At 65.2% G+C, this 25,612-nt stretch carries 25 protein-coding genes; 19 read left to right on the forward strand and 6 right to left on the reverse strand.

From position 1 onward, the window contains the following. Positions 1-1,500: fumarate hydratase (locus tag ACE3RQ_RS17070; protein ID WP_374523274.1), on the reverse strand; the 1,500-nt coding region annotated here is incomplete at its 3' end. A gap of 128 nt (positions 1,501-1,628) precedes the next feature. Between ACE3RQ_RS17070 and fumC the strand changes: the two genes are divergently transcribed. Further along, complete coding sequence (gene fumC, locus ACE3RQ_RS17075) at positions 1,629-3,014, forward strand: class II fumarate hydratase (protein ID WP_374523275.1); 1,386 nt, start codon at positions 1,629-1,631, stop codon at positions 3,012-3,014. A gap of 42 nt (positions 3,015-3,056) precedes the next feature. Here fumC and ACE3RQ_RS17080 read toward each other — a convergent pair whose 3' ends face one another. Further along, entirely contained in the window at positions 3,057-3,653 is a 597-nt protein-coding gene (locus ACE3RQ_RS17080; RefSeq protein ID WP_374523276.1) for a TIGR00645 family protein, read from the reverse strand. A 147-nt stretch (positions 3,654-3,800) separates the two neighbouring features. On the opposite strand from ACE3RQ_RS17080, the gene acs reads away from it, so the two are divergent. Continuing rightward, a complete protein-coding gene (gene acs / locus ACE3RQ_RS17085; protein WP_374523277.1) occupies positions 3,801-5,795 on the forward strand; it encodes an acetate--CoA ligase in 1,995 nt (664 codons plus the stop codon). Between the two features lie 192 nt (positions 5,796-5,987). Here acs and ACE3RQ_RS17090 read toward each other — a convergent pair whose 3' ends face one another. Continuing rightward, complete coding sequence (locus ACE3RQ_RS17090) at positions 5,988-6,293, reverse strand: c-type cytochrome (protein ID WP_374523278.1); 306 nt, start codon at positions 6,291-6,293, stop codon at positions 5,988-5,990. A 122-nt stretch (positions 6,294-6,415) separates the two neighbouring features. Here ACE3RQ_RS17090 and ACE3RQ_RS17095 point away from each other — a divergent pair, with 122 nt between their 5' ends. The 6 genes from ACE3RQ_RS17095 (at position 6,416) to ACE3RQ_RS17120 (ending at position 12,954) form a co-directional block, all read left to right on the forward strand. After that, entirely contained in the window at positions 6,416-6,652 is a 237-nt protein-coding gene (locus ACE3RQ_RS17095; protein ID WP_374523279.1) for a TIGR04438 family Trp-rich protein, read from the forward strand. Positions 6,653-6,753: 101 nt separating this feature from the next. Further along, positions 6,754-8,613 carry a dihydroxy-acid dehydratase gene (ilvD, locus tag ACE3RQ_RS17100; protein WP_374523280.1) on the forward strand — a complete coding sequence of 620 codons (1,860 nt, stop codon included), beginning with the start codon at positions 6,754-6,756 and terminating at the stop codon, positions 8,611-8,613. Positions 8,614-8,687: 74 nt separating this feature from the next. Then, positions 8,688-9,497 carry a prolipoprotein diacylglyceryl transferase gene (gene lgt / locus ACE3RQ_RS17105; protein WP_374523281.1) on the forward strand — a complete coding sequence of 270 codons (810 nt, stop codon included), beginning with the start codon at positions 8,688-8,690 and terminating at the stop codon, positions 9,495-9,497. 128 nt (positions 9,498-9,625) lie between these two features. Further along, on the forward strand, positions 9,626-10,606 hold the full coding sequence (locus tag ACE3RQ_RS17110) for a Bug family tripartite tricarboxylate transporter substrate binding protein (RefSeq protein WP_374523282.1): 981 nt from the start codon (positions 9,626-9,628) through the stop codon (positions 10,604-10,606). A 20-nt stretch (positions 10,607-10,626) separates the two neighbouring features. Beyond that, positions 10,627-11,391 (forward strand): enoyl-CoA hydratase/isomerase family protein, encoded by a 765-nt coding sequence (locus ACE3RQ_RS17115; protein ID WP_374523283.1) that lies wholly within the window; start codon positions 10,627-10,629, stop codon positions 11,389-11,391. 9 nt (positions 11,392-11,400) lie between these two features. Beyond that, positions 11,401-12,954, forward strand: a complete 1,554-nt coding sequence (locus ACE3RQ_RS17120) for a malonyl-CoA synthase (RefSeq protein WP_374523284.1) — start codon at positions 11,401-11,403, stop codon at positions 12,952-12,954. Between the two features lie 63 nt (positions 12,955-13,017). On the opposite strand, the gene ACE3RQ_RS17125 is transcribed toward ACE3RQ_RS17120, so the two are convergent. Further along, complete coding sequence (locus ACE3RQ_RS17125; protein WP_374523285.1) at positions 13,018-13,461, reverse strand: universal stress protein; 444 nt, start codon at positions 13,459-13,461, stop codon at positions 13,018-13,020. Positions 13,462-13,556: 95 nt separating this feature from the next. Between ACE3RQ_RS17125 and ACE3RQ_RS17130 the strand changes: the two genes are divergently transcribed. From ACE3RQ_RS17130 to ACE3RQ_RS17170, 9 genes are all read left to right on the forward strand, one after another. Further along, the gene (locus ACE3RQ_RS17130; RefSeq protein WP_374523287.1) at positions 13,557-15,941 is read left to right on the forward strand and encodes a heavy metal translocating P-type ATPase; all 2,385 of its coding nucleotides are present in this window, start codon (positions 13,557-13,559) and stop codon (positions 15,939-15,941) included. Between the two features lie 35 nt (positions 15,942-15,976). Then, on the forward strand, positions 15,977-16,114 hold the full coding sequence (gene ccoS, locus ACE3RQ_RS17135; protein ID WP_374523288.1) for a cbb3-type cytochrome oxidase assembly protein CcoS: 138 nt from the start codon (positions 15,977-15,979) through the stop codon (positions 16,112-16,114). A 70-nt stretch (positions 16,115-16,184) separates the two neighbouring features. Then, the gene (gene ccoN / locus ACE3RQ_RS17140; protein WP_374523289.1) at positions 16,185-17,630 is read left to right on the forward strand and encodes a cytochrome-c oxidase, cbb3-type subunit I; all 1,446 of its coding nucleotides are present in this window, start codon (positions 16,185-16,187) and stop codon (positions 17,628-17,630) included. Between the two features lie 21 nt (positions 17,631-17,651). Beyond that, positions 17,652-18,278, forward strand: coding sequence for a cytochrome-c oxidase, cbb3-type subunit II (gene ccoO / locus ACE3RQ_RS17145; protein WP_374523290.1), 627 nt, complete (start codon positions 17,652-17,654; stop codon positions 18,276-18,278). A 12-nt stretch (positions 18,279-18,290) separates the two neighbouring features. Further along, positions 18,291-18,428, forward strand: a complete 138-nt coding sequence (locus ACE3RQ_RS17150; RefSeq protein WP_374523291.1) for a cbb3-type cytochrome oxidase subunit 3 — start codon at positions 18,291-18,293, stop codon at positions 18,426-18,428. 26 nt (positions 18,429-18,454) lie between these two features. Then, positions 18,455-19,369 carry a cytochrome-c oxidase, cbb3-type subunit III gene (ccoP, locus tag ACE3RQ_RS17155; protein ID WP_374523292.1) on the forward strand — a complete coding sequence of 305 codons (915 nt, stop codon included), beginning with the start codon at positions 18,455-18,457 and terminating at the stop codon, positions 19,367-19,369. 127 nt (positions 19,370-19,496) lie between these two features. Continuing rightward, a complete protein-coding gene (ccoG, locus tag ACE3RQ_RS17160; RefSeq protein WP_374523293.1) occupies positions 19,497-20,870 on the forward strand; it encodes a cytochrome c oxidase accessory protein CcoG in 1,374 nt (457 codons plus the stop codon). An 18-nt stretch (positions 20,871-20,888) separates the two neighbouring features. After that, complete coding sequence (locus tag ACE3RQ_RS17165; RefSeq protein ID WP_374523294.1) at positions 20,889-21,182, forward strand: nitrogen fixation protein FixH; 294 nt, start codon at positions 20,889-20,891, stop codon at positions 21,180-21,182. 30 nt (positions 21,183-21,212) lie between these two features. After that, on the forward strand, positions 21,213-21,497 hold the full coding sequence (locus tag ACE3RQ_RS17170; protein ID WP_374523296.1) for a hypothetical protein: 285 nt from the start codon (positions 21,213-21,215) through the stop codon (positions 21,495-21,497). 12 nt (positions 21,498-21,509) lie between these two features. Here the strand turns inward: ACE3RQ_RS17170 and fnr are convergent, their stop codons facing one another. Then, positions 21,510-22,229: a fumarate/nitrate reduction transcriptional regulator Fnr gene (fnr, locus tag ACE3RQ_RS17175; protein WP_374523297.1), complete on the reverse strand. Its 720-nt coding sequence runs from the start codon at positions 22,227-22,229 to the stop codon at positions 21,510-21,512. A gap of 154 nt (positions 22,230-22,383) precedes the next feature. Here fnr and hemN point away from each other — a divergent pair, with 154 nt between their 5' ends. Both hemN and ACE3RQ_RS17185 read left to right on the forward strand, forming a co-directional pair. Continuing rightward, entirely contained in the window at positions 22,384-23,763 is a 1,380-nt protein-coding gene (hemN, locus tag ACE3RQ_RS17180; protein ID WP_374523298.1) for an oxygen-independent coproporphyrinogen III oxidase, read from the forward strand. A 38-nt stretch (positions 23,764-23,801) separates the two neighbouring features. Continuing rightward, positions 23,802-24,473 (forward strand): sulfite exporter TauE/SafE family protein, encoded by a 672-nt coding sequence (locus ACE3RQ_RS17185; RefSeq protein WP_374523299.1) that lies wholly within the window; start codon positions 23,802-23,804, stop codon positions 24,471-24,473. Here ACE3RQ_RS17185 and ACE3RQ_RS17190 read toward each other — a convergent pair. After that, complete coding sequence (locus tag ACE3RQ_RS17190; protein WP_374523300.1) at positions 24,459-25,373, reverse strand: DMT family transporter; 915 nt, start codon at positions 25,371-25,373, stop codon at positions 24,459-24,461. The two genes, ACE3RQ_RS17185 and ACE3RQ_RS17190, sit on opposite strands and share 15 nt — an antisense overlap. Positions 25,374-25,612 lie beyond the last annotated feature (239 nt).

Raw genomic sequence — 25,612 nt, forward strand, 5'->3', positions numbered from 1 at the left:
CCACTCGGCCGGGCCGGTGATGTGGGCGCTGGTGCCGCCGGCGTCCACCGCCACGGTCACGGGCATGTCCACCACGTCGAATTCGTAGATGGCTTCCATGCCCAGGTCTTCAAAGCCCACCACCTTGGCGTGCTTGATGGCCTTGGACACCAGGTAGGCGGCGCCGCCCACGGCCATCAGGTAGGCCGACTTGTGGTTCTTGATCGACTCAATGGCCACCGGGCCGCGCTCGGCCTTGCCGATCATGGCGATCAGGCCGGTCTGCTCCAGCATCATGTCGGTGAACTTGTCCATGCGGGTGGCCGTGGTGGGGCCGGCCGGGCCGACCACCTCGTCGCGCACCGGGTCGACCGGGCCCACGTAGTAGATGACGCGGTTGGTGAAGTCCACCGGCAGCTTCTCGCCCTTGGCCAGCATGTCCTGAATGCGCTTGTGCGCGGCGTCGCGGCCGGTGAGCATCTTGCCGTTGAGCAGCAGGGTCTGGCCAGGCTTCCAGCTCGCCACTTCTTCCTTGGTGAGCGTGTCCAGGTTGACGCGGGTGCTCTTCTCGGTGTCGGGCGTCCAGTTGACGTTGGGCCACAGGTCCAGGCTGGGGGCTTCCAGGTACACCGGGCCCGAGCCGTCCATCACGAAGTGGGCGTGGCGCGTGGCGGCGCAGTTGGGGATCATGGCCACCGGCTTGGAGGCCGCGTGGGTGGGGTACATCTTGATCTTCACGTCCAGCACGGTGGTCAGGCCGCCCAGGCCTTGCGCGCCGATGCCCAGGGCGTTGACCTTCTCGAACAGCTCCAGGCGCAGCTCTTCCACCTGGGTGAGCTTCTCGCCCTTGCTGGCCTTGGCCTGCAGTTCGTACATGTTCAGGTCGTCCATCAGGCTTTCCTTGGCCAGCAGCACGGCCTTCTCGGCGGTGCCACCGATGCCGATGCCCAGCATGCCCGGCGGGCACCAGCCCGCGCCCATGGTCGGCACGGTCTTGAGCACCCAGTCCACCAGCGAGTCGCTGGGGTTCATCATGATCATCTTGGACTTGTTCTCCGAGCCGCCGCCCTTGGCGGCCACGGTCACGTCCACTTTGTCGCCCGGCACGATCTCGGTGAAGATCACCGCGGGGGTGTTGTCCTTGGTGTTCTTGCGGGCGAAGTGCGGGTCGGCCACCACCGAGGCGCGAAGCTGGTTGTCGGGGTGGTTGTAACCACGGCGCACGCCTTCGTTGATGGCGTCTTCCAGGCTGCCGGTGAAGCCTTCAAAGCGCACGTCCATGCCCACCTTCAGGAACACGTTGACGATGCCGGTGTCCTGGCAGATGGGGCGGTGCCCATAGGCGCTCATCTTGCTGTTGGTCAGGATCTGCGCGATCGCGTCCTTGGCCGCCGGGCTCTGCTCGCGCTCGTAGGCGCGGGCCAGGTGGGCAATGTAGTCGGCCGGGTGGTAGTAGCTGATGTACTGCAGCGCGGCGGCGATGGACTCGATCAGGTCTTCTTGGCGGATGGACGTGGGCATGGCGGTACGGGGGGTTGGGAAGGAGGCATTGCCGCCCGGCGTCATCTGGCGCACAGTGGCCCGGTCGGCGAACCCCGCATTTTGACAGGTCGCCACACGGGCCTATTCGCCGCACCAGGAGAGCCACCATGGACACCCGCACCGAGTCAGACACCATGGGCGCCGTGCCGGTGCCCGCCCAGCGCCTGTGGGGCGCGCAGACCCAGCGCTCGCTCACGCACTTCGCCATCTCCACCGAGCGCATGCCGCCTGAGCTGATCCACGCCCTGGTGCAGGTCAAGCGGGCCTGTGCGGTGGTGAACGTGCGCCTGGGCGGGCTGGACGCGCGCGTGGCCCAGGCCATCGAGGCCGCCGCCAACGAGGTGCTGGCGGGGCAGCATGCCGGCGAGTTTCCGCTGTCCATCTGGCAGACCGGCTCGGGCACCCAGACCAACATGAACGCCAACGAGGTGCTGGCCAACCGCGCCAGCGAGCGCCTGGGCGGCCCTCGCGGCCCGGGACGGCTGGTGCACCCCAACGACGACGTGAACCGCAGCCAGTCGTCCAACGACGTGTTCCCCACCGCCATTCACCTGGCGGTGCTGACCGGCCTGTCGCAGCGTGTGCTGCCCGCGCTGGGCGCGCTGCGCGCCACGCTCGATCGCCTGGCGCACGACCACGCCGGGCTGGTGAAGGTGGGGCGCACCCATTTGCAAGACGCCACACCGCTGACCTTTGGCCAGGAGGTCTCTGGCTGGGTGGCCCAGCTCGACCACGCCCGGGTGCCGCTGCTGGCGGCCATGCCGGCGCTGAGCGAACTGGCCATCGGTGGCACGGCGGTGGGCACTGGCCTGAACGCGCCGCACGGCTTCGGCGAGGCGGTGGCCAAAGAGCTGGCCCGTGCCACCGGCTTGCCCCTGGTGAGCGCACCCAACAAGTTCGCGGCCCTGGCCGGGGCCGAGGCGCTGGTGCAGGTTCACGCCGCCCTTAAGGGCCTGGCGGTGGCGCTCACCAAGATCGCGAACGACGTGCGCTGGCTGGCCAGCGGCCCGCGCTGCGGGCTGGGCGAGCTGCACCTGCCGGAGAACGAGCCTGGCTCGTCCATCATGCCCGGCAAGGTGAACCCCACCCAGTGCGAGGCCCTGGCCATGCTGTGCCTGCAGGTGCTGGGCAACGATGTGGCGGTGTCCATGGCCGGTGCCTCGGGCCATTTCCAGCTCAACACCTACCGGCCGCTGTTGGCGCACAACCTGCTGCAGAGCGTGCGCCTGCTGGCCGACGGCATGGACAGTTTCCACCGCCACTGCGCCAGCGGCATCGCGCCCGACCCAGCCCGCATGGCCGAGCTGCTGGCGCGCTCGCTCATGCTGGTCACCGCCCTGGCGCCCCACATCGGCTACGACCGCGCCGCCGCCATTGCCCACCAGGCCCACCACCAAGGCCAGACCCTGCGCGAGGCGGCCCTGGCCTCGGGCTGGGTGAGTGCGGCCGAGTTCGACGCCTGGGTGCGGCCAGACCAGATGCTCGGCCCATGAAAAAAGCGGCCGCTGGGGCCGCTTTGTGCAGAGGGGGCGAGATCAGTGGTCGCCGCTGGGGTGGCTCATCAGCCGGTCGGCCAGGGCGATGGCCAGGGCGCTGAACAGGAAGGCGATGTGAATGATGGTCTGCCACATCAGCACCTTCAGGTCATAGTTGCCAGCGTTGATGAAGGTCTTGAGCAGGTGGATGGAGCTGATGCCGATGATGGCCGTGGCCAGCTTCACCTTCAGCACCGACGCGTTCACGTGGCTCAGCCACTCGGGCTGGTCGGGGTGGCTTTCCAGGTTCATGCGGCTCACGAAGGTTTCGTAGCCGCCCACGATCACCATGATCAGCAGGTTGCTGATCATCACCACGTCAATCAGGGCCAGCACCACCAGCATGATGACGGTTTCGTTCAGGCCGGTGAGCTGCACGTCGGACTTGTAGCCGATGCTGGTGATCAGCTTCTGCAGCGCCTCTTGGTTGCCAAAGGCGGCCTCGATCAGGTGCACCAGCTCCACCCAGAAGTGGAAGACGTAAATGGCCTGGGCCGCGATCAGGCCCAGGTACAGCGGCAACTGCAGCCAGCGGCTGGCAAAAATCAGGTTGGGCAGGGGCCGAATTGGCCCGGTGGATTTGACGGGGTTGGTCATGGAAGAGGGGGGTGAATGGCCAGAGACCGCAAGAACGGGTCTCGATTGCGCGGTATTGTAGGAGGGCCGTCGGTGTAAGTGGCTCGTAAGAGCCTTTGCGCACAGTGCCCGCCGGCCCGTCATTCACACAACACACAGGAGACCTGCATGTCCACGCCATCCTCCGCCATCGAATCTACCCTGGTCGAAAACCGCGTTTTCGAGCCCAGCGAGGCCACCGTGAAGGCCGCGCGCATCCAGGGCATGGCCGCCTACGAGGCCCTGTGCGCGGAGGCAGAGCGCGATTACGAAGGCTTCTGGGCCCGCCTGGCCCGCGAGACGCTTGCCTGGCACAAGCCCTTCACCCAGGTGCTCAACAGCAGCAACGCCCCGTTCTACAAGTGGTTTGAAGACGGCGAGCTCAATGCTTCCTACAACTGCCTGGACCGCCACATGGGCACCCCGGTGGAGAACAAGACCGCCATCATCTTTGAAGCCGACGGCGGCGAGGTGACCCGCGTCACCTACAAGGAACTGCTGGCCAAGGTCTCGCAGTTCGCCAATGCGCTCAAGGCCAAAGGCGTGAAGAAGGGCGACCGCGTCGTCATCTACATGCCCATGACCATCGAAGGCGTGGTGGCCATGCAGGCCTGTGCCCGCATCGGCGCCACCCACTCGGTGGTGTTCGGTGGCTTCTCGGCCAAGGCCCTGCAAGAGCGCATTCAAGACGCCGGCGCGGTGGCCGTGATCACCGCCAACTACCAGTTGCGCGGCGGCAAAGAGCTGCCGCTGAAGGCCATCGTGGACGAAGGCATCGCCATGGGCGGCTGCGAGTCGGTCAAGAGCGTGATCGTCTTCCAGCGCACCGCCACCGCCTGCAACATGGTGGCCGGGCGCGACGTCTGGCTTCACGATGCGGTGGCCGGCCAGAGCACCGATTGCCCGGCCGAGATGGTGGGCGCCGAGCACCCGCTCTTTGTGCTCTACACCTCGGGTTCCACCGGCAAGCCCAAGGGCGTGCAGCACAGCACGGGCGGCTACCTGCTGTGGGCCAACCTCACCATGCAGTGGACCTTCGACCTGAAGCCCGAGGACATCTTCTGGTGCACGGCCGATATCGGCTGGATCACCGGCCACAGCTACGTGGCCTACGGCCCGCTGGCCGCCGGCGCCACGCAGATCGTGTTCGAGGGCGTGCCCACCTACCCGAACGCCGGCCGCTTCTGGCAAATGATCGAGAAGCACCAGTGCACCATCTTCTACACCGCGCCCACCGCCATCCGTTCGCTCATCAAGGCGGCCGAGGGCGACGAGAAGGTGCACCCGAAGAACTGGAACCTCAAGAGCCTGCGCCTGCTCGGTTCGGTGGGTGAACCCATCAACCCCGAGGCCTGGATGTGGTACTACCGCCATGTGGGCGGCGAGCGCTGCCCCATCGTGGACACCTTCTGGCAGACCGAAACCGGCGGCCACATGATCACCCCGCTGCCCGGCGCCACGCCGCTGGTGCCTGGCTCGTGCACCTTGCCGCTGCCCGGCATCGCCACGGCCATCGTCGATGAAGCAGGCCATGACGTGCCCAACGGCTCGGGCGGCATCCTGGTGGTCAAGAAACCCTGGCCCTCAATGATCCGCACCATCTGGGGCGACCCCGAGCGCTTCAAGAAGAGCTACTTCCCCGAAGAGCTGAAGGGCTTCTATTTGGCTGGTGACGGTGCGGTGCGCAGCGCCGACCGCGGTTACTTCCGCATCACCGGCCGCATCGACGACGTGCTCAACGTCTCGGGCCACCGCATGGGCACCATGGAAATCGAATCGGCCCTGGTGGGCAAGACCGACCTGGTGGCCGAGGCCGCCGTGGTGGGCCGCCCTGACGACCTCACCGGCGAGGCCATCGTGGCCTTCGTGGTGCTCAAGCGCTCGCGCCCCACCGGCGAAGAGGCCAAGGCCATCGCCAAGGAACTGCGCGACTGGGTGGGCAAGGAAATCGGCCCCATCGCCAAGCCCAAGGACATCCGTTTCGGCGACAACCTGCCCAAGACCCGCAGCGGCAAGATCATGCGCCGCCTGCTGCGCTCCATCGCCAAAGGCGAAGCCATCACGCAGGACACCTCCACGCTGGAGAACCCGGCCATTCTTGACCAGTTGGCCGAGAACAACTGATCAGGCGGACGGGGTGGGGAGCACTCATGCCGCGCAGCGGCGTGATGTGCTCACCAGAACCCAAAGCCTTGATCAGCTGTCAGAAAACAACTGATCAGGCCATTTCCTCCTCTCTTGCCGCCTGGGTGGCAGGGAGGGGGCAACAAAAAACCCGCTGGTCGCAGCGGGTTTTTTGTTTGGCGAAGGGCCGAATTACTTCTGGCTCAGCACCCAGGCGGCCAGCTTCTTGGCGTCGGCGTCGCTCACTTGCGGGTTGGCCGGCATCGGGATGGCACCCCACACGCCAGAGCCGCCCTTCATGATCTTGGTGGCCAGCATGTCAGCAGCCTTGGCGTCACCAGCGTACTTCTTGGCGACGTCTTTGTAGGACGGGCCCACCAGTTTCTTGTCGACGGCGTGGCAGGCCATGCAGTTCTTGGCGGTGGCCAGGGCCTGGTCGGCCATGGCGGGGGCAGAGATGGCGGCCATCGCGGCCATAATCAGCAGAGCACGTTTCATGGGGTCTGTCCTTAGGAAAGCGGTCGGCGACCGGCGGGCGGATTTTAGCCAGCCCCGTCTCGGGCGCGGGGACTGACCACACCTTGTTCCCTGGCTTTACTCGGCCTTTACCGGAGTTTGTGATGTATTTCCTGGCGTTGGGTGTGTTGCTGGCCTTGCTCAAGGTGCTGGAAATGGGCCCCGTGGCCGACTGGTCGTGGTGGTGGGTGCTGCTGCCCTTCGGTCTGGCCGTGCTGTGGTGGGCCTGGGCCGATTCCACCGGCTATACCCGCCGCAAGGCCATGGAAAAGATGGACAAGAAGCGGCAAGACCGCATCAACAAGCAACGCGACGCCCTGGGCATCAAGCGCCGTCCCTGAGGCCGGGCCTCATCCCTGCTGGCAGCAGGCGAATCGGGGCTTTCATGCCCGCGCAGCGATAATTTGCCGCTGACCCTTTCACCCACCGTACCCGAGACAACATGCCCGCCTACCGTTCCAAGACCTCGACCGCTGGCCGCAACATGGCCGGTGCCCGCGCCCTGTGGCGCGCCACTGGCATGAAAGACGGCGATTTCAGCAAGCCCATCATCGCCATCGCCAACTCCTTCACCCAGTTCGTGCCGGGCCACGTGCACCTGAAGGACCTGGGCCAGCTGGTGGCCCGCGAAATCGAAGCCGTGGGCGGTGTGGCCAAGGAGTTCAACACCATTGCCGTGGACGACGGCATCGCCATGGGCCACGACGGCATGCTGTACTCGCTGCCCAGTCGCGACATCATTGCCGACTCGGTGGAGTACATGGTCAACGCCCACTGCGCCGACGCGCTGGTGTGCATCTCCAACTGCGACAAGATCACCCCCGGCATGCTCATGGCCGCCATGCGCCTGAACATCCCGGTGATCTTCGTCTCGGGCGGCCCCATGGAGGCCGGCAAGGTGCGCCTGGCCAACCCCGCCACCCAGACCATCGAGATCAAAAAGCTTGACCTGATCGACGCCATGGTGATGGCCGCCGACAGCAAGGTGTCCGACGCCGACCTGGCCGAGGTCGAGCGCTCGGCTTGCCCCACCTGCGGTTCGTGCTCGGGCATGTTCACCGCCAACTCCATGAACTGCCTCACCGAGGCCCTGGGCCTCTCGCTGCCGGGCAACGGCACGGTGCTGGCCACCCACGCCGACCGCGAAGAACTGTTCAAGCGCGCCGGCCGCACCGCCGTTGAGCTGTGCCGCCGCTACTACGAGCAGGACGACGCCTCGGTGCTGCCACGTGCCATCGGCAAGAAGGCCTTTGAGAACGCCATGACGCTGGACATCGCCATGGGGGGCTCCACCAACACCATCCTGCACATCCTGGCCGCGGCGCAAGAGGCGGGCATCGATTTCGACATGACCGACATCGACCGCCTCTCGCGTGAAGTGCCGCAGCTGTGCAAGGTGGCGCCCAACACCAACAAGTACCACATCGAAGACGTGCACCGCGCCGGCGGGATCATGGCCATCCTGGGTGAACTTGACCGCGCCGGCAAGCTGCACACCGACGTGCCCACGGTCCACGCCAAGACCATGAAGGACGCGCTGGACCAGTGGGACATCGCCCGCTCGCCCAGCGACGCCGTCAAGACCTTCTACATGGCCGGCCCGGCTGGCATTCCCACTCAGGTGGCCTTCAGCCAGGCCACGCGCTGGCCCAGTCTCGACCTGGACCGTGCCGAGGGGTGCATTCGTTCTTATGACCATGCCTTCTCCAAGGAAGGTGGCCTGGCCGTGCTGCGCGGCAACATCGCGCTGGATGGCTGCGTCGTCAAGACCGCTGGCGTGGACGACAGCCTGATGGTGTTCGAAGGCCCGGCCCACGTGGTCGAGTCGCAAGACGAGGCCGTGGAGCACATCCTGAACGACGAGGTCAAGGCCGGCGACGTGGTGGTGGTGCGCTACGAAGGCCCCAAGGGCGGCCCCGGCATGCAGGAAATGCTGTACCCCACCAGCTACATCAAGAGCAAAGGCCTGGGCAAGGCCTGCGCGCTGCTCACCGATGGTCGCTTCTCCGGTGGCACCTCGGGCCTGTCCATTGGTCACTGCTCGCCCGAAGCCGCCGCCGGTGGCGCCATTGGCTTGGTGCGCAACGGTGACCGCATTCGCATCGACATCCCCAACCGCACCATCAACGTGCTGGTGAGCGACGAAGAACTGGCCCGCCGCCGTGCCGAGCAGGACGCCAAGGGCTGGAAGCCCGAGCTGCCCCGCCCGCGCAAAGTGTCGGCCGCGCTCAAGGCCTATGCCCTGCTGGCCACCTCGGCCGACAAGGGCGCTGTTCGCGACTTGTCCAAGCTCGGCGACTGATCGCCTCGTCAAGCCCGCGCCGTTCGGCGCGGGCTGCCCTGCCGGCCTGAGCACCGGCGCCAAGTCTTCCGCCCATGCTCCAACACCCCCAAATCGATCCCGTCGCCCTGCAAATCGGGCCTTTGGCCATTCACTGGTACGGCCTGACCTACCTCGCGGCCTTCGGCCTGTTTTACTGGCTTGGTACTCGGCGCCTGCGGCACTTGCCCTTCGCGGGCATCACCCAGCCGCAAGCCTGGGCGCGGCGCGACGTGGAAGACATTCTTTTCCTGGGCGTGCTGGGCGTGGTGCTCGGTGGGCGCCTGGGCTACGTGGTGTTTTACAAGCCCCTGTATTACCTCTCGCACCCGCTGGAGGTGTTTGCCGTGTGGCAAGGGGGCATGAGCTTTCACGGTGGGCTGGTGGGCGTGATGCTGGCCATGCTCTGGTATGCCCGTTCGCGTGGACGGCCCTTCATGCAGGTGATGGACTTTGTGGCGCCCTGCGTGCCCACCGGTCTGGCGGCCGGGCGCGTGGGCAACTTCATCAACGGCGAACTCTGGGGTCGGGTGGCCGACCCGTCGCTACCCTGGGGCATGGTGTTTCGCGGCGCGGGTGACCTGCCCCGGCACCCGTCGCAGGTGTACCAGTTCCTGCTGGAAGGTTTGCTGCTCTTTGTGCTGCTTTGGTTGTACGCAAGAAAGCCGCGTGCGACCGGCCGTGTGTCGGCCGTTTTCCTTTTGGGTTATGGCGTGTTCCGCTTCATCGCTGAGTTCTTCCGTGAGCCCGACGCCCACCTGGGCCTGCTGTCGCTGGGCATGAGCATGGGCCAATGGTTGTGCGTGCCCATGGTGGTGGGGGGCGTGGTGATGTGGTGGTGGTTCGGCCGGCGTCCTGCAGCCTGAGGGCAGGGCGCCGGCGCACCTCGGTAACTCCCCGGGGGCGCAGTTCACCCTGGCCGTCGTACGATGGTTTTGCCCCCGGCGCTCGCCGCCAGTGGCCGACAACCACAACACCGACGGAGACAACACCCATGAATTTCCAACCCACGCGCCGGCAGTGGCTCGGCTGGACGGCGGCTGCCTTGGCGGGCATGCCCGGCTTTGCCCTGGCGCAGTCTTGGCCCACCAAGGCCGTGAACCTCATCGTGCCCTTTCCCGCTGGCGGCGGCACCGACGCTTTTGCCCGTCCACTGGGCGCCCAGTTCACGCGCCTCACCGGCAAATCGCTGGTGATCGACAACCGCGGCGGGGCGGGCGGCACCCTGGGGGCCGGCATCGCGGCCAAGGCGCCCAATGACGGCTACACGCTGTTCATGGGCGGCGTGCACCACTCCATCGCGCCCAGCATGTACCCCAGGCTCGATTACGACCTGGAGAAGGATTTCGTGCCGCTCATCCTGGTGGCCAGCGTGCCGCAGGTGCTGGTGGTCAACCCCAAGCGCGTCACGGGCAACTTCCAGGATTTTCTGCGCCAGGTGAAGGCCCAGCCCGGCAAGATCAACTATGCCTCGGCGGGCGGAGGCACTTCCCACCACCTGGCCGGTGAACTGTTCAAGCAGCAGACCAAGACCTTCATCACCCACATTCCCTACCGAGGCGCCGGGCCGGCGCTCAACGACCTGATCGCAGGCAATGTGGACGTGATGTTCGACGGCCTGGGCTCGTCAGCGGGCCACATCAAGGGCGGTCGCATCAAGGCGCTGATGGTGTCTGGTGCCAAGCGCAACCCAGCCTTCCCCGATGTGCCTTGCGCCGCCGAGCTTGGCCTGCCCGACTACAACGTCACCACCTGGTATGGCATCTGGGCGCCGCGCGGCACGCCGGCCGATGCGCAGAAGGCCGCCATCGACGACATTCGCCGCGCCATCCAGACCGACGAAGCCAAGGCGGTCTGGGCCGCACAGGGCGCCGAGTTCCCCGACTTGGCCGGGCCGGCCTTTGATGCCTTCGTGAAGGCCGAAATCCAGAAATGGGCGCAGGTGGTGAAAGCCTCCGGCGCCAAACTCGACTGACCACTTTTTTTGAGGAGTCCATGGGACAGGTTCAACTCAGCATCGATGGCCCGCTGGCGCGGGTCACCCTGTCCCATGAGGGCAAGTTCAACGCCATGTCCCGCGCCATGTGGCGCGAACTGGCCGCCACCTTCCGCCACCTGCCCACGCAAGCCGGCGTTCGCTGCGTGCTGATAGCGGGGCAGGGCGGCCATTTCTGTGCGGGTGGCGACATCGCCGAGTACCCGGCGTTCCGATTTGACGAGGCGGCCCTGCGCGACTTTCACGAGAACGACGTGTGGGGTGGCCTGTCGGCCATGCTCGACTGCGACCTGCCCATCGTGGCGCAGATTGAGGGCAACTGCATGGGCGCCGGGGTGGAAATCGCGAGTTGCTGTGACATTCGCGTCGCGGCCGAATCGGCTCGCTTTGGCGCCCCGATCGCCCGCTTGGGTTTTCCCATGGCGCCGCGCGAGGCGCAGCTGGTGGCCCGCGAGGCTGGTGCCCTCACCGCGCGCGAGATGCTGCTGCAGGCCGCCGTGCTCGACGCCGCCGAAATGAAAGCACGCGGTTTTCTGCACACCGTCTTGCCCGACGCCCAGGTCGCGCCGGAGGCAAATGCCCGCGCGGCACGCATCGCCGGCATGGCGCCGCAAGCGGCCCGCCTGAACAAGCAAACCATGCGGTCTTTGCTGTCTGGCGCCATTCCCCAAGACCTGATGCAACAGGCCTACCGCTACGCCGATTCAACCGAGCACCGGGAAGGCATCGACGCTTTCCTGGGCAAACGAACCCCTGTCTTTTGAGCCATTGAGATGAGCAATCACAACCTGTTCGTGGCCCTGCGCGCGGCCTTCCCCGACGACCTGGACGCCGTGGCCGTGGAAACCGTCGGCGTGGGCGGCGGCCTTTGCTACACCTGGCGCGACCTGGACCGCGCCAGCGCCATGATCGCCAACCACTTCGACAGCCTCAAGCTGCCGACGCGCTCGCGCATTGCGGTGCAGGTGGAGAAGTCGGTTGAGGCCCTGGTGCTGTACCTGGCCACCTTGCGCAGCGGCCATGTGTTCCTGCCGCTCAACACCGCTTACCAGGCCGCCGAGATCGAGTACTTCATCGGCAACGCCGAGCCTGCCGTGGTGGTGTGCAGCCCCGCCAATTTCGGCTGGGTGTCCAAGCTGGCCTTCAACGCCGGCACTCGCCACGTGTACACGCTGGGCGATGACCGCACCGGCACCTTGCTCGACCGCGCCTCCCACCACAGCGACCAGCACACCCCGGCCCAGTGCGGGGCCGATGACCTGGCCGTCATCATCTACACCAGTGGCACCACCGGCCGCAGCAAAGGCGCCATGCTCTCGCACGGCAATATGCTGAGCAACGCCCGGGTGCTGCGCGACTACTGGGGCTGGCGGCCGGATGACGTGCTCATCCACGCCTTGCCCATCTTCCACGTGCACGGCCTGTTCGTGGCCATTCACGGCGCGCTCCTCAACGGCAGCCCCATGCTGTGGCTCAACAAGTTTGAACCGCGGGCCGTCATTGACCTATTGCCCCGCGCCACCGTTTTCATGGGCGTGCCCACGCTGTACACCCGCCTGCTGGCCGACCCGGCGCTCACGCGTGAGGCCGCGTCGCACATGCGCCTGTTCATTTCGGGCTCGGCGCCGCTGCTGATCGAGACCTTCACGCAGTGGCAGGAGCGCACCGGGCACACCATCCTGGAGCGCTATGGCATGAGCGAGACCATCATGCTCACCTCCAACCCCTATCAGGCCGACCCACGCCATGGCGGGCAGTTCGAGCGGCGCGGCGCCACCGTGGGCTTTCCCTTGCCGGGTGTGGAGTTGCGCGTGGTGGACGACGCGGGGCGACCGGTCGAGGTGGGGGAGGTGGGGGGCATCCAGGTGCGTGGCCCCAACGTGTTCAGTGGTTACTGGCGCATGCCCGAAAAAACCGCCGAAGAGTTCACCACCGATGGCTTCTTCAAGACCGGCGACGTGGGCAAGATCGACGAGCGCGGTTACGTGACCATCGTCGGGCGCAGCAAAGACCTCATCATCTCGGGTGGCTACAACGTGTACCCGGCCGAGATCGAGGCCGAGCTCAACCAGATGCACGGTGTGGCCGAAAGCGCGGTGGTGGGTGTGCCTCACCCCGACTTCGGCGAGGTGGGGGTGGCCGTGGTCATTGCCCGCCCGGGCTTCGAGCCCGACCCGGTCTCGCTGATCAATGGCCTCAAAGGGCGGCTGGCCAACTACAAGATTCCCAAGCGCTGCCTGGTGGTGCCCGAGTTGCCTCGCAACACCATGGGCAAGGTGCAAAAGAACCTGCTGCGCGAGCAGCACAAGCACCTGTTCAGCGCCTGAGTGCCCAACAAAAAAGCGCCGGTCGGTGCCGGCGCTTTTGCCGTCGGGTGGGGTCGGGCGCGATCAGCGCAGGACCAGCACCGGGATGTGCGAGTGGGTCAGCACCTGCTGGGTTTCGCTGCCCAGCAGCAGGCGCTTGATGCCACGGCGGCCGTGCGAGGCCATCACGATCAGGTCGCACTTGTTGCGCTTGGCCGCCGAGATGATGGCATCGGACACTGTGTCCGACTTCACCGTGATGGGCTTGACCTTCACTTCCAGCTTCTGGCCCGCGTCTTTCACCGCGTTCACGGCCTTCATGGCCTCTTCTTGCCACTGCTTCTCGATGCGTGCCACCTCGGCTGCTGCGAGCGCCACGCCGCCCTCGAAGTAGGTTTGCGGATAACGCGGCACCACTTTGAGCGCCACGACGTCCGCGCCAGTCACATCGGCCAAGCCCAATGCGTGGCTGATGGCTTGCTGGGACAGCTTGGAGCCATCGGTGGCCACCAGAATGCGCTTGTACATGGTCTTCTCCTCTCAGGCGGGTTGTTGCTGTACGGTGCAGGGTAGCAAAGTTGACCGGCTTGTGGTTGACTTAAGTCAAGCAGGTGACTCACCTAATGGATTACCCTCAACCCATGTCTTCGGCCGCGCCCGTGAGCCCGGCGGCGCCCTTGGCCGCTGACGCTTCATCATCCTCCTCTGTTGCCCCGCCCTGGCTGGGCGAGCACCGCGGCCCCCTCACGGTCACCGATGACTTCGCCGTGCTCGACGATCCGATCGAGCAGCAGGCCTTCACCGAGCGCGTGTCCACCCCCGAGGGCGAGGTGGCCGAGTCGGTGCTGCTGGTGCAGGGCATGTACTGCGCAGCCTGTGCCGACACGGTGGAGGGCGCTTTGCAGCATGCACCGGGCGTGCTCTCGGCTCGCGTGCACGCTGCCACCCGGCGCTTGGTCTTGCGCTGGGACCCGGCGCGCATCCAAGTCTCTGTGCTGGCCCGCGCCGTGGGCGACACGGGCTATCGCCTCTTGCCACTTCAACAGGCCCTGTCCATCAGCGAGCGCCTGAAAGAAACCCGGCAGGCGCTGTGGCGCCTGTTCGTGGCCGGCTTCTGCATGATGCAGGTCATGATGTACGCGTGGCCGGCTTACGTCACCCAACCAGGCGAAATCCCGGCCGACATTGACCAGTTGTTGCGCTGGGCCAGTTGGGTCATCAGCTTGCCGGTCGTGTTTTTTGCCAGCGGCCCCTTCTTCCGCAGTGCCTGGAACGACCTCAGGCGTGGTCGTGTGGGCATGGACACGCCGGTGTCCATCGGCATTCTCGTCACCTTCTTGGCCAGCTCGGCCGCCACGTTTGATCCCACTGGGCCGTGGGGCGGCGAGGTCTGGTTTGACTCGCTCACCATGTTCGTGTTCTTCCTGCTGGGCGGGCGCTACCTGGAATTCAAGGCGCGCGACCGCACCGCCGGCGCCCTGGACACCCTGATGAACCGCCTGCCCGAGGTATCGGAGCGCCTGAAGGCCGACGGCGGTTGGGAGGCTGTGTCGTCGCGGCGGCTGCAGGTGGGTGACGTGGTCCGGGTGCAAGCCGGGCAAGCCTTCCCTGGCGATGCCCATCTCCTGTCGCCCCGCGCCACCGTCGATGAGGCCTTGCTCACGGGCGAGTCTCACCCCGTGACCCGCCAGCAGGGCGAGGCGGTGGTGGCCGGCAGCTTCAACCTGGCGGGGCAGGTGCAGGTGCGCATCACCGGCCTGGGCAGCGACACGCGCTTTGGCCAGATCGTGCGCCTGATGGAGCAGGCCTCCACCGAGAAGCCCCGGCTGGCCGTGCTGGCCGACCGCATTGCCGCCCCCTTTCTGGTGCTGGTGCTGGTGGCGGCCGCCGCCGCCGGCTTTGCCTGGTGGCAGGTGGACCCCTCTCGCGCGCTGGCCGTGGCGGTGGCGGTGCTGATCGTCACTTGCCCCTGTGCCCTGTCGCTGGCCACGCCCGCGGCCATGTTGAGTTCGGCCGGCGCGTTGGCGCGCCGCGGCATCCTGGTGCGTCGCTTGCAAGCCTTCGAGACCTTGGCGGGCATCAATGCGGTGGTGTTCGACAAGACCGGCACGCTGACCCAAGACCGCCTGCGCCTGCAAACCGTGCGCACTCGTCCGGGCGTCACGCAAGAGCAGGCGGTGGCCGTGGCCGGCCTGTTGGCGCGCGGGTCGCTGCACCCGGTGTCTCGCGCCATTGCGCAAGCGGCCGAGTCATTGCCGTTAACCACCTGGCCGGGCGAAATCGAAGAGGTGGCAGGGCAGGGTGTGCAGTTGCGCCAAGGCGAGGTGGTGGTGTTGCGCCTGGGGTCGGCACCGTTCGCGGGCCTGGCGCCTCAGCAGGCCTTGTCTGCGCTGCCCCAGGCCCACTTGGCTGACGAGCAGGGCTGGATGGCCACCTTCGAGATGGAAGAGGGCCTGCGCGATGACGCGGTGCAGGCCGTGGCCGAATTGCGCGCCTTGGGCATTCGCACCTGGCTGTTGTCGGGCGACCGGCGTGAGGCCGCTGAGCGCGTGGCTGGGCTGGTGGGCGTCGATGGCACCATGGCCGAGGCGTCGCCCGAGCGCAAGCTGGAAGAGCTGATGGCACTGCAGTCACAAGGCTGGCGCGTGGCCATGGTGGGCGACGGTCTGAACGACGGCCCGGTGCTGGCGCGGGCCGATGTCTCCTTCGCGCTGGGGCATGGCGCGCCGCTGGCTCAGGCGCAGTCCGATTTCGTGATCCAGGGTGGGCAGGTCATGGACGTGGTGGCCAGCCTGCGCCTGGCCCGCGACACCATGCGCGTGGTGCGACAGAACCTGATCTGGGCGGCCCTCTACAACGCGGTGTCCGTGCCGTTGGCGCTGGTGGGCTGGATGCCCCCCTGGCTGGCCGGGCTGGGCATGGCCTTGAGTTCTTTGCTGGTCATCGTCAACGCCCTGCGCCTGGCATCGCGTGTGCCTGGCGCCCCAACGACTGTCTCGGGCACCTGAGACGGCTAGAAGCCATATTTCATCGGTATATTCGAATGGACATTCTTTATCTGCTCATCCCGCTGTCGGTGCTGCTGGTGTTCGGCATCATCGGCGTGTTCTGGTGGGCACTGCAGGCGGGGCAGTTCGACAACATCGAACGCGAAGGCGAGCGCATTCTCAAGAGCGATTGACGTAGGTCAACCCAGGGGTCCAGTCCCCCCGAGACACTTATCGACAGTGATTTAAGAAGAGGAGTTCCGTATGTCCGTAACAAGCGCGGCCGATCAGCAATCGGTCTACAACGACAAGGTCGTGAGGCAGTTTGCCGTCATGACCGTTGTCTGGGGGGTGGTCGGTATGCTGGTGGGCGTCATCATCGCCGCCCAGCTCACCTGGCCCGAGCTCAACCTGGGCATTGAATGGCTGACCTACGGCCGCCTGCGCCCCCTGCACACCAACGCGGTGATTTTCGCCTTCGGTGGTTGCGGTCTGTTCGCTGCCAGCTACTACGTGGTGCAGCGAACCAGCCAGACGCGTCTGTTTGGTGGGCCGCTGGCCAGCTTCACTTTCTGGGCCTGGCAGTTGGTGATCGTGCTGGCCGCCGTTTCCCTGCCCTTGGGCCTGACCCAAGGCAAGGAATACGCCGAGCTGGAGTGGCCGATTGACCTGTTGATTGCCGTGACCTGGGTGGCCTATGCCATCGTGTTCTTCGGCACCATCGGCACCCGCAAGGTGCGCCACATCTACGTGGCGAACTGGTTCTTCGGTGCCTTCATCCTGGCCGTGGCCCTGCTGCACATCGTCAACAGCGCCGCCGTGCCGGTTGACCTGTTCAAGTCTTACTCGGCTTACGCGGGTGTTCAGGACGCCATGGTGCAGTGGTGGTACGGCCACAACGCCGTGGGCTTCTTCCTCACCGCTGGCTTCCTGGGCATGATGTATTACTTCATCCCCAAGCAGGCCGAGCGCCCCGTGTACTCGTATCGCCTGTCGATCGTGCACTTCTGGGCCCTGATCTTCACCTACATGTGGGCGGGCCCCCACCACCTGCACTACACCGCGCTGCCCGACTGGACCCAATCGGTGGGCATGGTGTTCTCGCTCATCCTGCTGGCCCCGAGCTGGGGCGGCATGATCAACGGCATCATGACCCTGTCGGGTGCCTGGCACAAACTGCGTGACGACCCCATCCTGCGCTTCCTGATCGTGTCCCTGTCGTTCTACGGCATGTCCACCTTCGAAGGCCCGATGATGTCCATCAAGACCGTCAACGCCCTGAGCCACTACACCGACTGGACCGTGGGCCACGTGCACTCGGGCGCCCTGGGCTGGGTGGGTCTGGTGACCATGGGTTCCATGTACTACCTGATCCCGCGCCTGTTCGGCCAGAAGAAGATGTACTCGGTGCCCGCCATTGAGCTGCACTTCTGGGTGGCCACCATCGGCATCGTGTTGTACATCGCCGCCATGTGGATTGCCGGCGTGATGCAGGGCCTCATGTGGCGCTCGGTCAACCCCGATGGCAGCCTGACTTACACCTTCGTCGAATCGGTGAAGGCCACCTTCCCCTTCTACGTCATCCGTCTGCTGGGTGGTCTGCTCTACCTGGGCGGCATGGTGCTGATGCTGTGGAACGTGATCATGACCGCCCGCAGCGGCAAGGTGGAGGCGGTGCGCATTCCCGCCGTCAACCCCGCACACGCTTGATCACCGCCTGAGGACAACAACATGGCCAACGCACAAAAACCCCAGGGTTTCACCCACGAACGGATCGAGACCAACAACTTCCTCATGATCGTGCTCATCGTTCTGGTGATCGCGGTCGGTGGTCTCGTCGAGATCGTTCCGCTCTTCTTCCAGAAGTCCACCACCCAGCCGGTGGAGGGCCTCAAGCCTTACACCGCGCTGCAACTGGCCGGTCGCGACGTCTACGTGCGCGAAGGTTGCTACAACTGCCACTCGCAGATGATTCGCCCCTTCCAGGCCGAGACCCTGCGCTATGGCCACTACTCGGTGGCGGGCGAGTTTGTGTACGACCGCCCGTTCCAGTGGGGCAGCAAGCGCACCGGTCCTGATCTGGCCCGCGTGGGCGGCCGCTACAGCGACGAGTGGCACCGTGTGCACCTGATCAACCCGCGTGATCTGGTGCCTGAGTCCAACATGCCGGCTTACCCCTGGCTGGAAAAGCGCACCGTCAAGGCCGAAGGCCTGCCCCGCCGCATGGAAGTGCTGCGCACCCTGGGCGCGCCGTACAGCGATGACGAAATCAAGGCCTCGGTGGACGAGGTCAAGGGCAAGACCGAACTGGACGCCCTGGTGGCCTACCTGCAGGTGCTGGGCACCGCCATCAAGTAATCGGAGGCTGACATGGACATCAATGATCTGCGCAGCATCGTCACCGTGGTGAGCCTGCTCACCTTCCTGGGCATCGTCGGCTGGGCTTGGTCGCGCCGCAACCTGGCCAACTTCCAGGAAGCCGCCCAACTGCCGTTCCAGGACGAATAACCCGCGGACCGACAACGAGAAACATCATGAGCGACTTCACCAACGACTTCTGGTCCCTCTACGTGGCTGGCCTCACGCTGGTCAGCATCATTGCCTGTGTGATCCTGCTGTGGATCAGCGGCACCACCAAGGTCAACGCCTCGGCCGACAACACCACCGGCCACGTGTGGGACGGCGACCTCAAGGAAATGAACAACCCGCTGCCCAAGTGGTGGGTGTATCTGTTCGTCATCACCGTGGTCTTCGCGCTGGCCTACGGCGCGCTGTACCCCATGTTCGGCAAGTACCAGGGTGCCCTGGGCTGGTCGTCGCAAGGGCAGCACCAGGCCGAAGTGAAGAAGGTGCAGGAGGCCATTGCGCCGCTGTACGCCCGCTTCACCAGCATGACGCCCGAGCAACTGGCCGGTGAGGCGCAAGCCCTGGCCATCGGCGAGCGCCTGTTCATGAACAACTGCGCCCAGTGCCACGGCTCTGACGCCCGCGGCGCCCGCAGCTTCCCCAACCTCACCGACGGTGACTGGCTCTATGGTGGCGACCCCGCAGCCATCAAGACCACCATCACCCAGGGCCGCAATGGCGTGATGCCACCGATGGCCGCCGCCGTAGGTGGCCCGGAAGACGTTCGCAACGTGGCCCACTACGTGCTGAGCCTCTCGGGCAGCCCGCACGACTCGGTGCGCGCTGTTCAAGGCAAGAGCAAGTTCGGCGCCTGCGCTGCGTGCCACGGCATGGACGGCAAGGGCAACCAGACCATGGGTGCCCCGAACCTTACCGACAACACCTGGCTGCACGGCTGGGGCGAAGAGGCGGTGGTTCGCGCCGTGACCAATGGCTTCAACAACCACATGCCGGCCCAGTCGACCAAGCTCAACGCCGATCAAATTCATGTGCTGACCGCCTACGTCTGGAGCCTCTCCAACAAGCCGGCCGCGGCCAAGTAAGCCTTCGTCTATCTCTGAGGTTCCTGTGAGTGCTTCCACACCCGAAGGCCAACGGCCTTCGGCCCCCAAGACCGTCATTCCCATCCAACCCGTGCCTGCCGGCGGTGGAGGTGGGGATGACGAGGTGATGATCTCTCTGTACGCCTCGCGGCAGAAGATCTATCCCCGCTCGGTGTCGGGCCTGTTGTCCAAGTGGCGCTGGGCCCTGGTGTGGATCACCCAGATCGTTTTCTACGGTCTGCCCTGGTTGCAGTGGAACGCGCGGCAGGCGGTGCTGTTTGATCTGGAAGCCCGCCGCTTCTACATCTTCAACCTCGTCCTCTACCCGCAGGACTTCATCTACCTCACGGGCCTGCTCGTCATCTCGGCGCTGGCCCTTTTTCTGTTCACGGCGGTGGCCGGGCGCCTGTGGTGCGGCTACGCCTGCCCGCAGACGGTCTACACCGAGATCTTCCTCTGGCTGGAAAAGCTGGTGGAGGGCGACCGCTCTGCTCGCCAGCGCCTCGACAAAGCGCCCATGAGCGCCCAGAAGTTGGGCAAGAAGGCGCTGAAGCACGGCTTGTGGATCGCGGTGGCGATCTGGACCGGCTTCACCTTCGTGGGCTACTTCACGCCCATCCGCGAGCTGGGCGCCCTCACGCTGGCCGCTTCGCTTGGCCCCTGGCAGACCTTCTGGGTGCTGTTCTACGGCTTCGCCACCTACGGTAATGCCGGCTTCCTGCGCGAGCAGGTCTGCAAGTACATGTGTCCTTACGCGCGCTTCCAAAGCGCGATGTTCGACAAGGACACCATGATCGTCACCTATGACGAGAAGCGCGGCGAGCCGCGTGGTGCCCGCAGCAAGAAGGCCGATCCGGCGGCGCTGGGCCTGGGTTCCTGCGTGGATTGCACGCTGTGCGTTCAGGTGTGCCCAACCGGCATCGACATCCGCAACGGCCTGCAGTACGAGTGCATCGGTTGTGGCGCCTGCATTGATGTGTGCGACGACGTGATGGACAAGGTGGGCTACCCGCGCGGGCTCATCAAGTACTCCACCCAGAACGGCGTGGCGCAGGGCTGGACCAGGGCGCAGATGCTCAAGCGGGCGTTCCGCCCTCGTGTGTTGGTCTACACCGCGATCCTGGGCCTCATCACGCTGGCCGTGTTCGTGAGCCTGTTCCTGCGCACGCCTCTGAAGGTGGACGTGATTCGCGACCGCGGCGCCCTGGCGCGCATGGTCGAGCAGGGGCGTATCGAGAACGTCTATCGCCTGCAAGTGATGAACGCCACCGAGTCCACCCAGCGTTACACCGTGACGGTATCGGGCATTCCCGGCATCACGCTCGACCCGAGTGCCGACATCGAGGTCTTGCCCACCGAAGTGCGCGCTGCGGCAGTGCGGGTGCAGATTCCCCCCAACGGCGCGGAGCCCGGTTCCCATCCCATCACCTTCGAAGTGAAGTCCTCTTCCGACGACTCTGTGCGAGTGGTGGAAAAATCTGTTTTCCTTGTGCCGCGCTGAGCGGCGAATTGGAGTCCCATGAACAACTCCACGGTATCCATTCCCTCCGCGCCCACCCCCTGGTGGCGTGTCAAGGCCATGTGGCTGGTGGTCGGCGGTCCTGTCGCGGTGGTCATCGCCAGCATGGTCACCATCACGCTGGCCATCAAGAACCCTGACCCCGTGCTCGACAAGCGGGCGCCCAATCAGGCCCTCAAGCCCGCCGAGGACATCGGCGATGCCGCCCGGGCCGAGGCGCTAATCAAGCTCCAGCCCGCCCAGCAGGCCCGCAACCACGCGGCTTCGCCTGTGGTGCCGCAGACCAAGCCCTGAGTTCCCACAAAAAAACACCGGAGACAACCCATGCTCGCTCACCGCTGGATGTGGATCGCCTGGCCTGCTTTTCTGGTGGCCGGCGTGCTGGAAATGATCGTGTTTGCCTTGGTCGATCCCAGTGACCTGCACTGGTTTGGCCAACCCCTCGGCCTGTCTCGCCAGGCGGTGTACACCCTGGCCTTCTTCGTGTTCTGGGGCGTGACCATGGCCTCCAGTGCACTCACCACCTTGCTGGCCCTCTCACCGTTCGAGGTGAATCGCTGCCCTGTGCCGGTGGACGAGCGTCCCGGTGACTGCGCCCGCCACTGCTGAGCCTGTGCGTGCTCAGCCGCAGTTCTGGGGGTTGACGATCGCCCGCAGGCCGTCGGTGTTCTTGATGTGAACGTAGCGCTGCTTCACGTCGATGATGCCGTCGTCCACGAACTTGGAAAAAGTGCGGCTCACGGTCTCCAGCTTCATGCCCAGGTAGCTGCCGATTTCTTCGCGCGTCATGCGAAGAATCACCTCAGACTTGGAGAAGCCGCGCGCGTGCAGGCGCTGCACCAGGTTCAGCAGGAACGCCGCCAGGCGCTCCTCGGCCCGCATGCTGCCCAGCAGCAGCATCACGCTGTGGTCGCGCACGATCTCGCGGCTCATGATCTTGTGCACGTGGTGCTGCAGGGTAGTGAACTCGCGCGACAGCTCTTCCACCTTGTCGAAGGGCATCACGCACACCTCGGCGTCCTCCAGTGCAATGGCGTCACACGAGTGCCGGTCGCTCACGATGCCATCAAGCCCAATGATCTCGCCCGTCATCTGAAAGCCCGTGACCTGATCGCGCCCGTCTGCCGTGGTCACGCAGGTCTTGAAGAAGCCTGAGCGCACGGCGTAAAGAGAGGTGAACGGGTCGCCCACATTGAAGAGAGACGTGCCGCGCTTGATGCGCTTGCGGGTGGACACCACCCGGTCGAGCTTGGTCATTTCTTCAGGGTTCAGGCCCATCGGCAGGCACAACTCGCGCAAGTTGCAGCTTGAACAGGCGACCTTGATGCTCTGAGCGTCCATAAGCGTATCGTGATGTTTCCCAACCCTGAAGCATACCCTGCATGGCAGGGTCAGGGGCTCTTGGCCGTTCTGGGCGGTACCGTGCGGCCCTTGATCCTGGTCAAGGGCGAACGGGCAAGACTGCGGCAAAGTCGCACCATTCTTGGAGCAGCCTGTGAGCCACTCAATTCCCGATGATTTGTTGCGCCGGTTTGACATCCCCGGCCCGCGCTACACCTCTTACCCCACCGCGGATCGCTTCGTCGAAGCCTTCGGTGAGGCCGACTACATCCAGGCACTGGAGCAGCGCCGCGCTGGCTCGATGGCACTGCCTTTGTCCTTGTACGTGCACGTGCCTTTTTGCGAGTCGGTGTGTTACTACTGCGCGTGCAACAAGGTCATCACCAAGCACCATGAGCGCGCGGCCGAGTACCTGCGCTATCTCTCTCGCGAGATGGAACTGCAGGTCAACCATTTCGGCGTGGGGCACCAAGTCTCGCAACTGCACCTGGGGGGCGGCACGCCCACCTTCCTCTCGGACACCGAGCTCGAAGACCTGATGGCCATGATCCGCCGACACTTCAGGTTGGTGCCGGGCGGCGAATACTCGATCGAGGTCGATCCCCGCACCGTCACCGAAGAGCGGTTGCAGGTGTTGCACCGTCTGGGTTTCAACCGCCTGAGCTTTGGCGTGCAAGACTTCGACCCCGCTGTGCAAAAAGCCGTGCACCGCATCCAGCCGGCCGAGCAGGTGTTCGACCTGGTGGCCGCGGCGCGTCGCATCGGCTTTGAGTCGGTCAACGTTGACTTGATCTACGGCCTGCCGCTGCAGACACCCGAGTCTTTCGCACGCACGTTGGCGCAGTTGGAGCAACTCCGTCCAGACCGGGTAGCGCTCTACGCCTATGCCCACCTGCCCAGCCGCTTCAAGCCGCAGCGGCGCATTGTGCCGGCCGAGTTGCCCAGTCCTGGCGACAAGCTGGCCATGCTCTCGGCGTCCCTCGACGCTCTGGGCGAGGCCGGCTATGTCTATGTGGGCATGGACCACTTTGCACTGCCCAACGACTCCCTCGCCGTGGCCAAGCGCCAGGGGCGCCTGCACCGCAACTTCCAGGGCTACAGCACCCAACCCGATTGCGACCTGATCGCTTTGGGCGTGTCCGCCATCGGGCGCATTGGCGCCACCTACAGCCAGAACGCCAAAACCCTGGACGAGTACTACGACATGCTAGACCAGGGGCGCCTGCCCATCGTGCGGGGCCTGGCTCTCTCGCGCGATGACCTGCTGCGTCGCGCGGTCATCATGTCCTTGATGTGCCAGGGCGAGCTGCTGTACGAGTCCATTGAGTTGGGTCACCTCATCGAGTGCAAGTCCTACTTCGCCCGAGAAATCGAGGCCCTGGAAGACTTCCAGGCGGCTGGCCTGGTGACACTGGACGACAGCGGCGTGCACGTGACAGACCGAGGCTGGTACCTGGTTCGCGCCATCGCCATGGTGTTTGATAAGTACCTGCAGCACGACCAGGACCGCGCGCGCTTCTCCAAGATCATCTGAGGCGATGAGGCGGCCCCTGGTGGGCTACAGTGCGCAACATGCAAACCTCGATGGCGTTGACGGCCCTGTTCATGGGCGTGGTGGGTGGCCCCCATTGCGTGGCCATGTGCGGTGCCGCCTGCGCGGGCATTGCCCAGGCAGCCGGCACTCGCGGCACCCGGGCACTGGTGTCCTTCCAAGCCAGCCGCCTCGTGGGCTACTCGGCCTTTGGTGCCTTCTCCGCTGGCTCGGTGCAAGGCCTGGCCTGGCTGGGCACCAACACGGCGGTGCTGCGCCCGGTCTGGACCATGTTTCATGTGGCGGCCTTGCTGCTGGGCGCCGTGCTGCTGTGGCGCGCCCGACAACCGGCCTGGATCGATGGCCTGGCGCAATCGGTGTGGCGAAAGGCCAAGCCAGTGTTGGCGGCCCTCGGGCCCCGCGCCCCATTTTTGTTGGGCGTTGGCTGGGCTTTGATGCCCTGTGGGCTGCTGTATTCCGCCTTGCTGATGGCCTCCCTCACCGCGAACGCACTTGAGGGCGCTGCGGTGATGGCCCTGTTTTCACTGGGCACGTCCATCAGCCTCACCGCCGCTCCTTGGCTGCTGTTGCGGCTAAAGGAGTGGCGCTCCGGCGCTTGGGGCATTCGCCTGGCTGGCCTCGCTTTGCTGCTCACCTCCGGCTGGGCCCTGTGGATGGGCCTGACGCAGCCCACTGGCCTATGGTGTCTCTGAAGTCTTGGATGCGGGGTCTGCGGTGGCCAGCACCAGGCCGCCCAAGGCCAGCGCAAACGCCAGCCACTGTGTGACCGATACGGTCTCGCCCAGCACCCCCACGCCCACGCCCGCTGCGGTGATGGGCAGCATGATGGTGAACACGCCAGCCCGCGAGGCAGGAACCGATTTCAATCCCTGCATCCAGAGCCAGACCGTCCACATGCTGGCCGCCAGCGCATAAAAGACCAACAGCGTCCAGAGACCGGGCGTCACCTCGGCAAATTCAAACCGCCAGGCCATCCACAGACCGAATGGGGTCATGAGCACCAAGCCCCAGGCGTTGATGATGGCCGAGATGCGTCGAGGGCTGAGGCCCTCGGTCAGGCGCTTGCCGATGACCACGTAACTGGCCTCGCAAACCACTGCGGCAAACACGAGGGCATTACCCAGGAGAGAAGAAGTGCTCGCCGGGCCTGCCGTCTTCTGCAGCGAAAACAGCCCGATACCCGCCGCGGCCAGGGCAATGCCCAGGGCGGTGCGCCGCTCGATCCGCTCGTCAAGAAAGGCCCAGCTCAAGAGCGCCACCACCGCAGGCAGCGACGCCATGATCACGCCGGCCGCCACGGCGGTGGTCATGCTCACCCCGAACAGCATGCACACCGAGAACAGAAAGTTGCCGAGGAATGACTCCAGGAACAGCAGGCGGCGCACGCGTGGCGTGGTGGGTGCTTCACTGGCGGGACGCTTCAGCCAGCGAATCATGGCCATGCCACCGATGGCAAATCGCAACCAGGCCAGCAGGAAAACCGGAAATACCGCCACCAGCGGTTTGGAGAGCGCGACATAGCTCCCGACCAGCGCCATGCTCAAGGCCAGCGAACCGTAGGCAATCCAGGGGGTACGAGGGAAGGGGCGCATGAAGGGACAAGAAGGGTCAGGCAGCGCGGTCTGTTGATCATGCCCCATTCGCCGGATGGCTTTTCTTCATGTGGAAGTCAAATTCCGCATTACGAAATATTGAAATGTTGCGGTGCAGAAAAATTTCTCATCACGGGAGATTTGATTTTGCATTGAGAAATAAAGATGCAAGTCATTGATTTATTTGGAAAAATATTTACTCTTGTATAAGACATAAGAGCTTTTACAAGTCTTATACA

The sequence above is a fragment of the Hydrogenophaga sp. genome (genome assembly GCF_041913525.1).
Lineage (GTDB): Bacteria > Pseudomonadota > Gammaproteobacteria > Burkholderiales > Burkholderiaceae_C > Hydrogenophaga.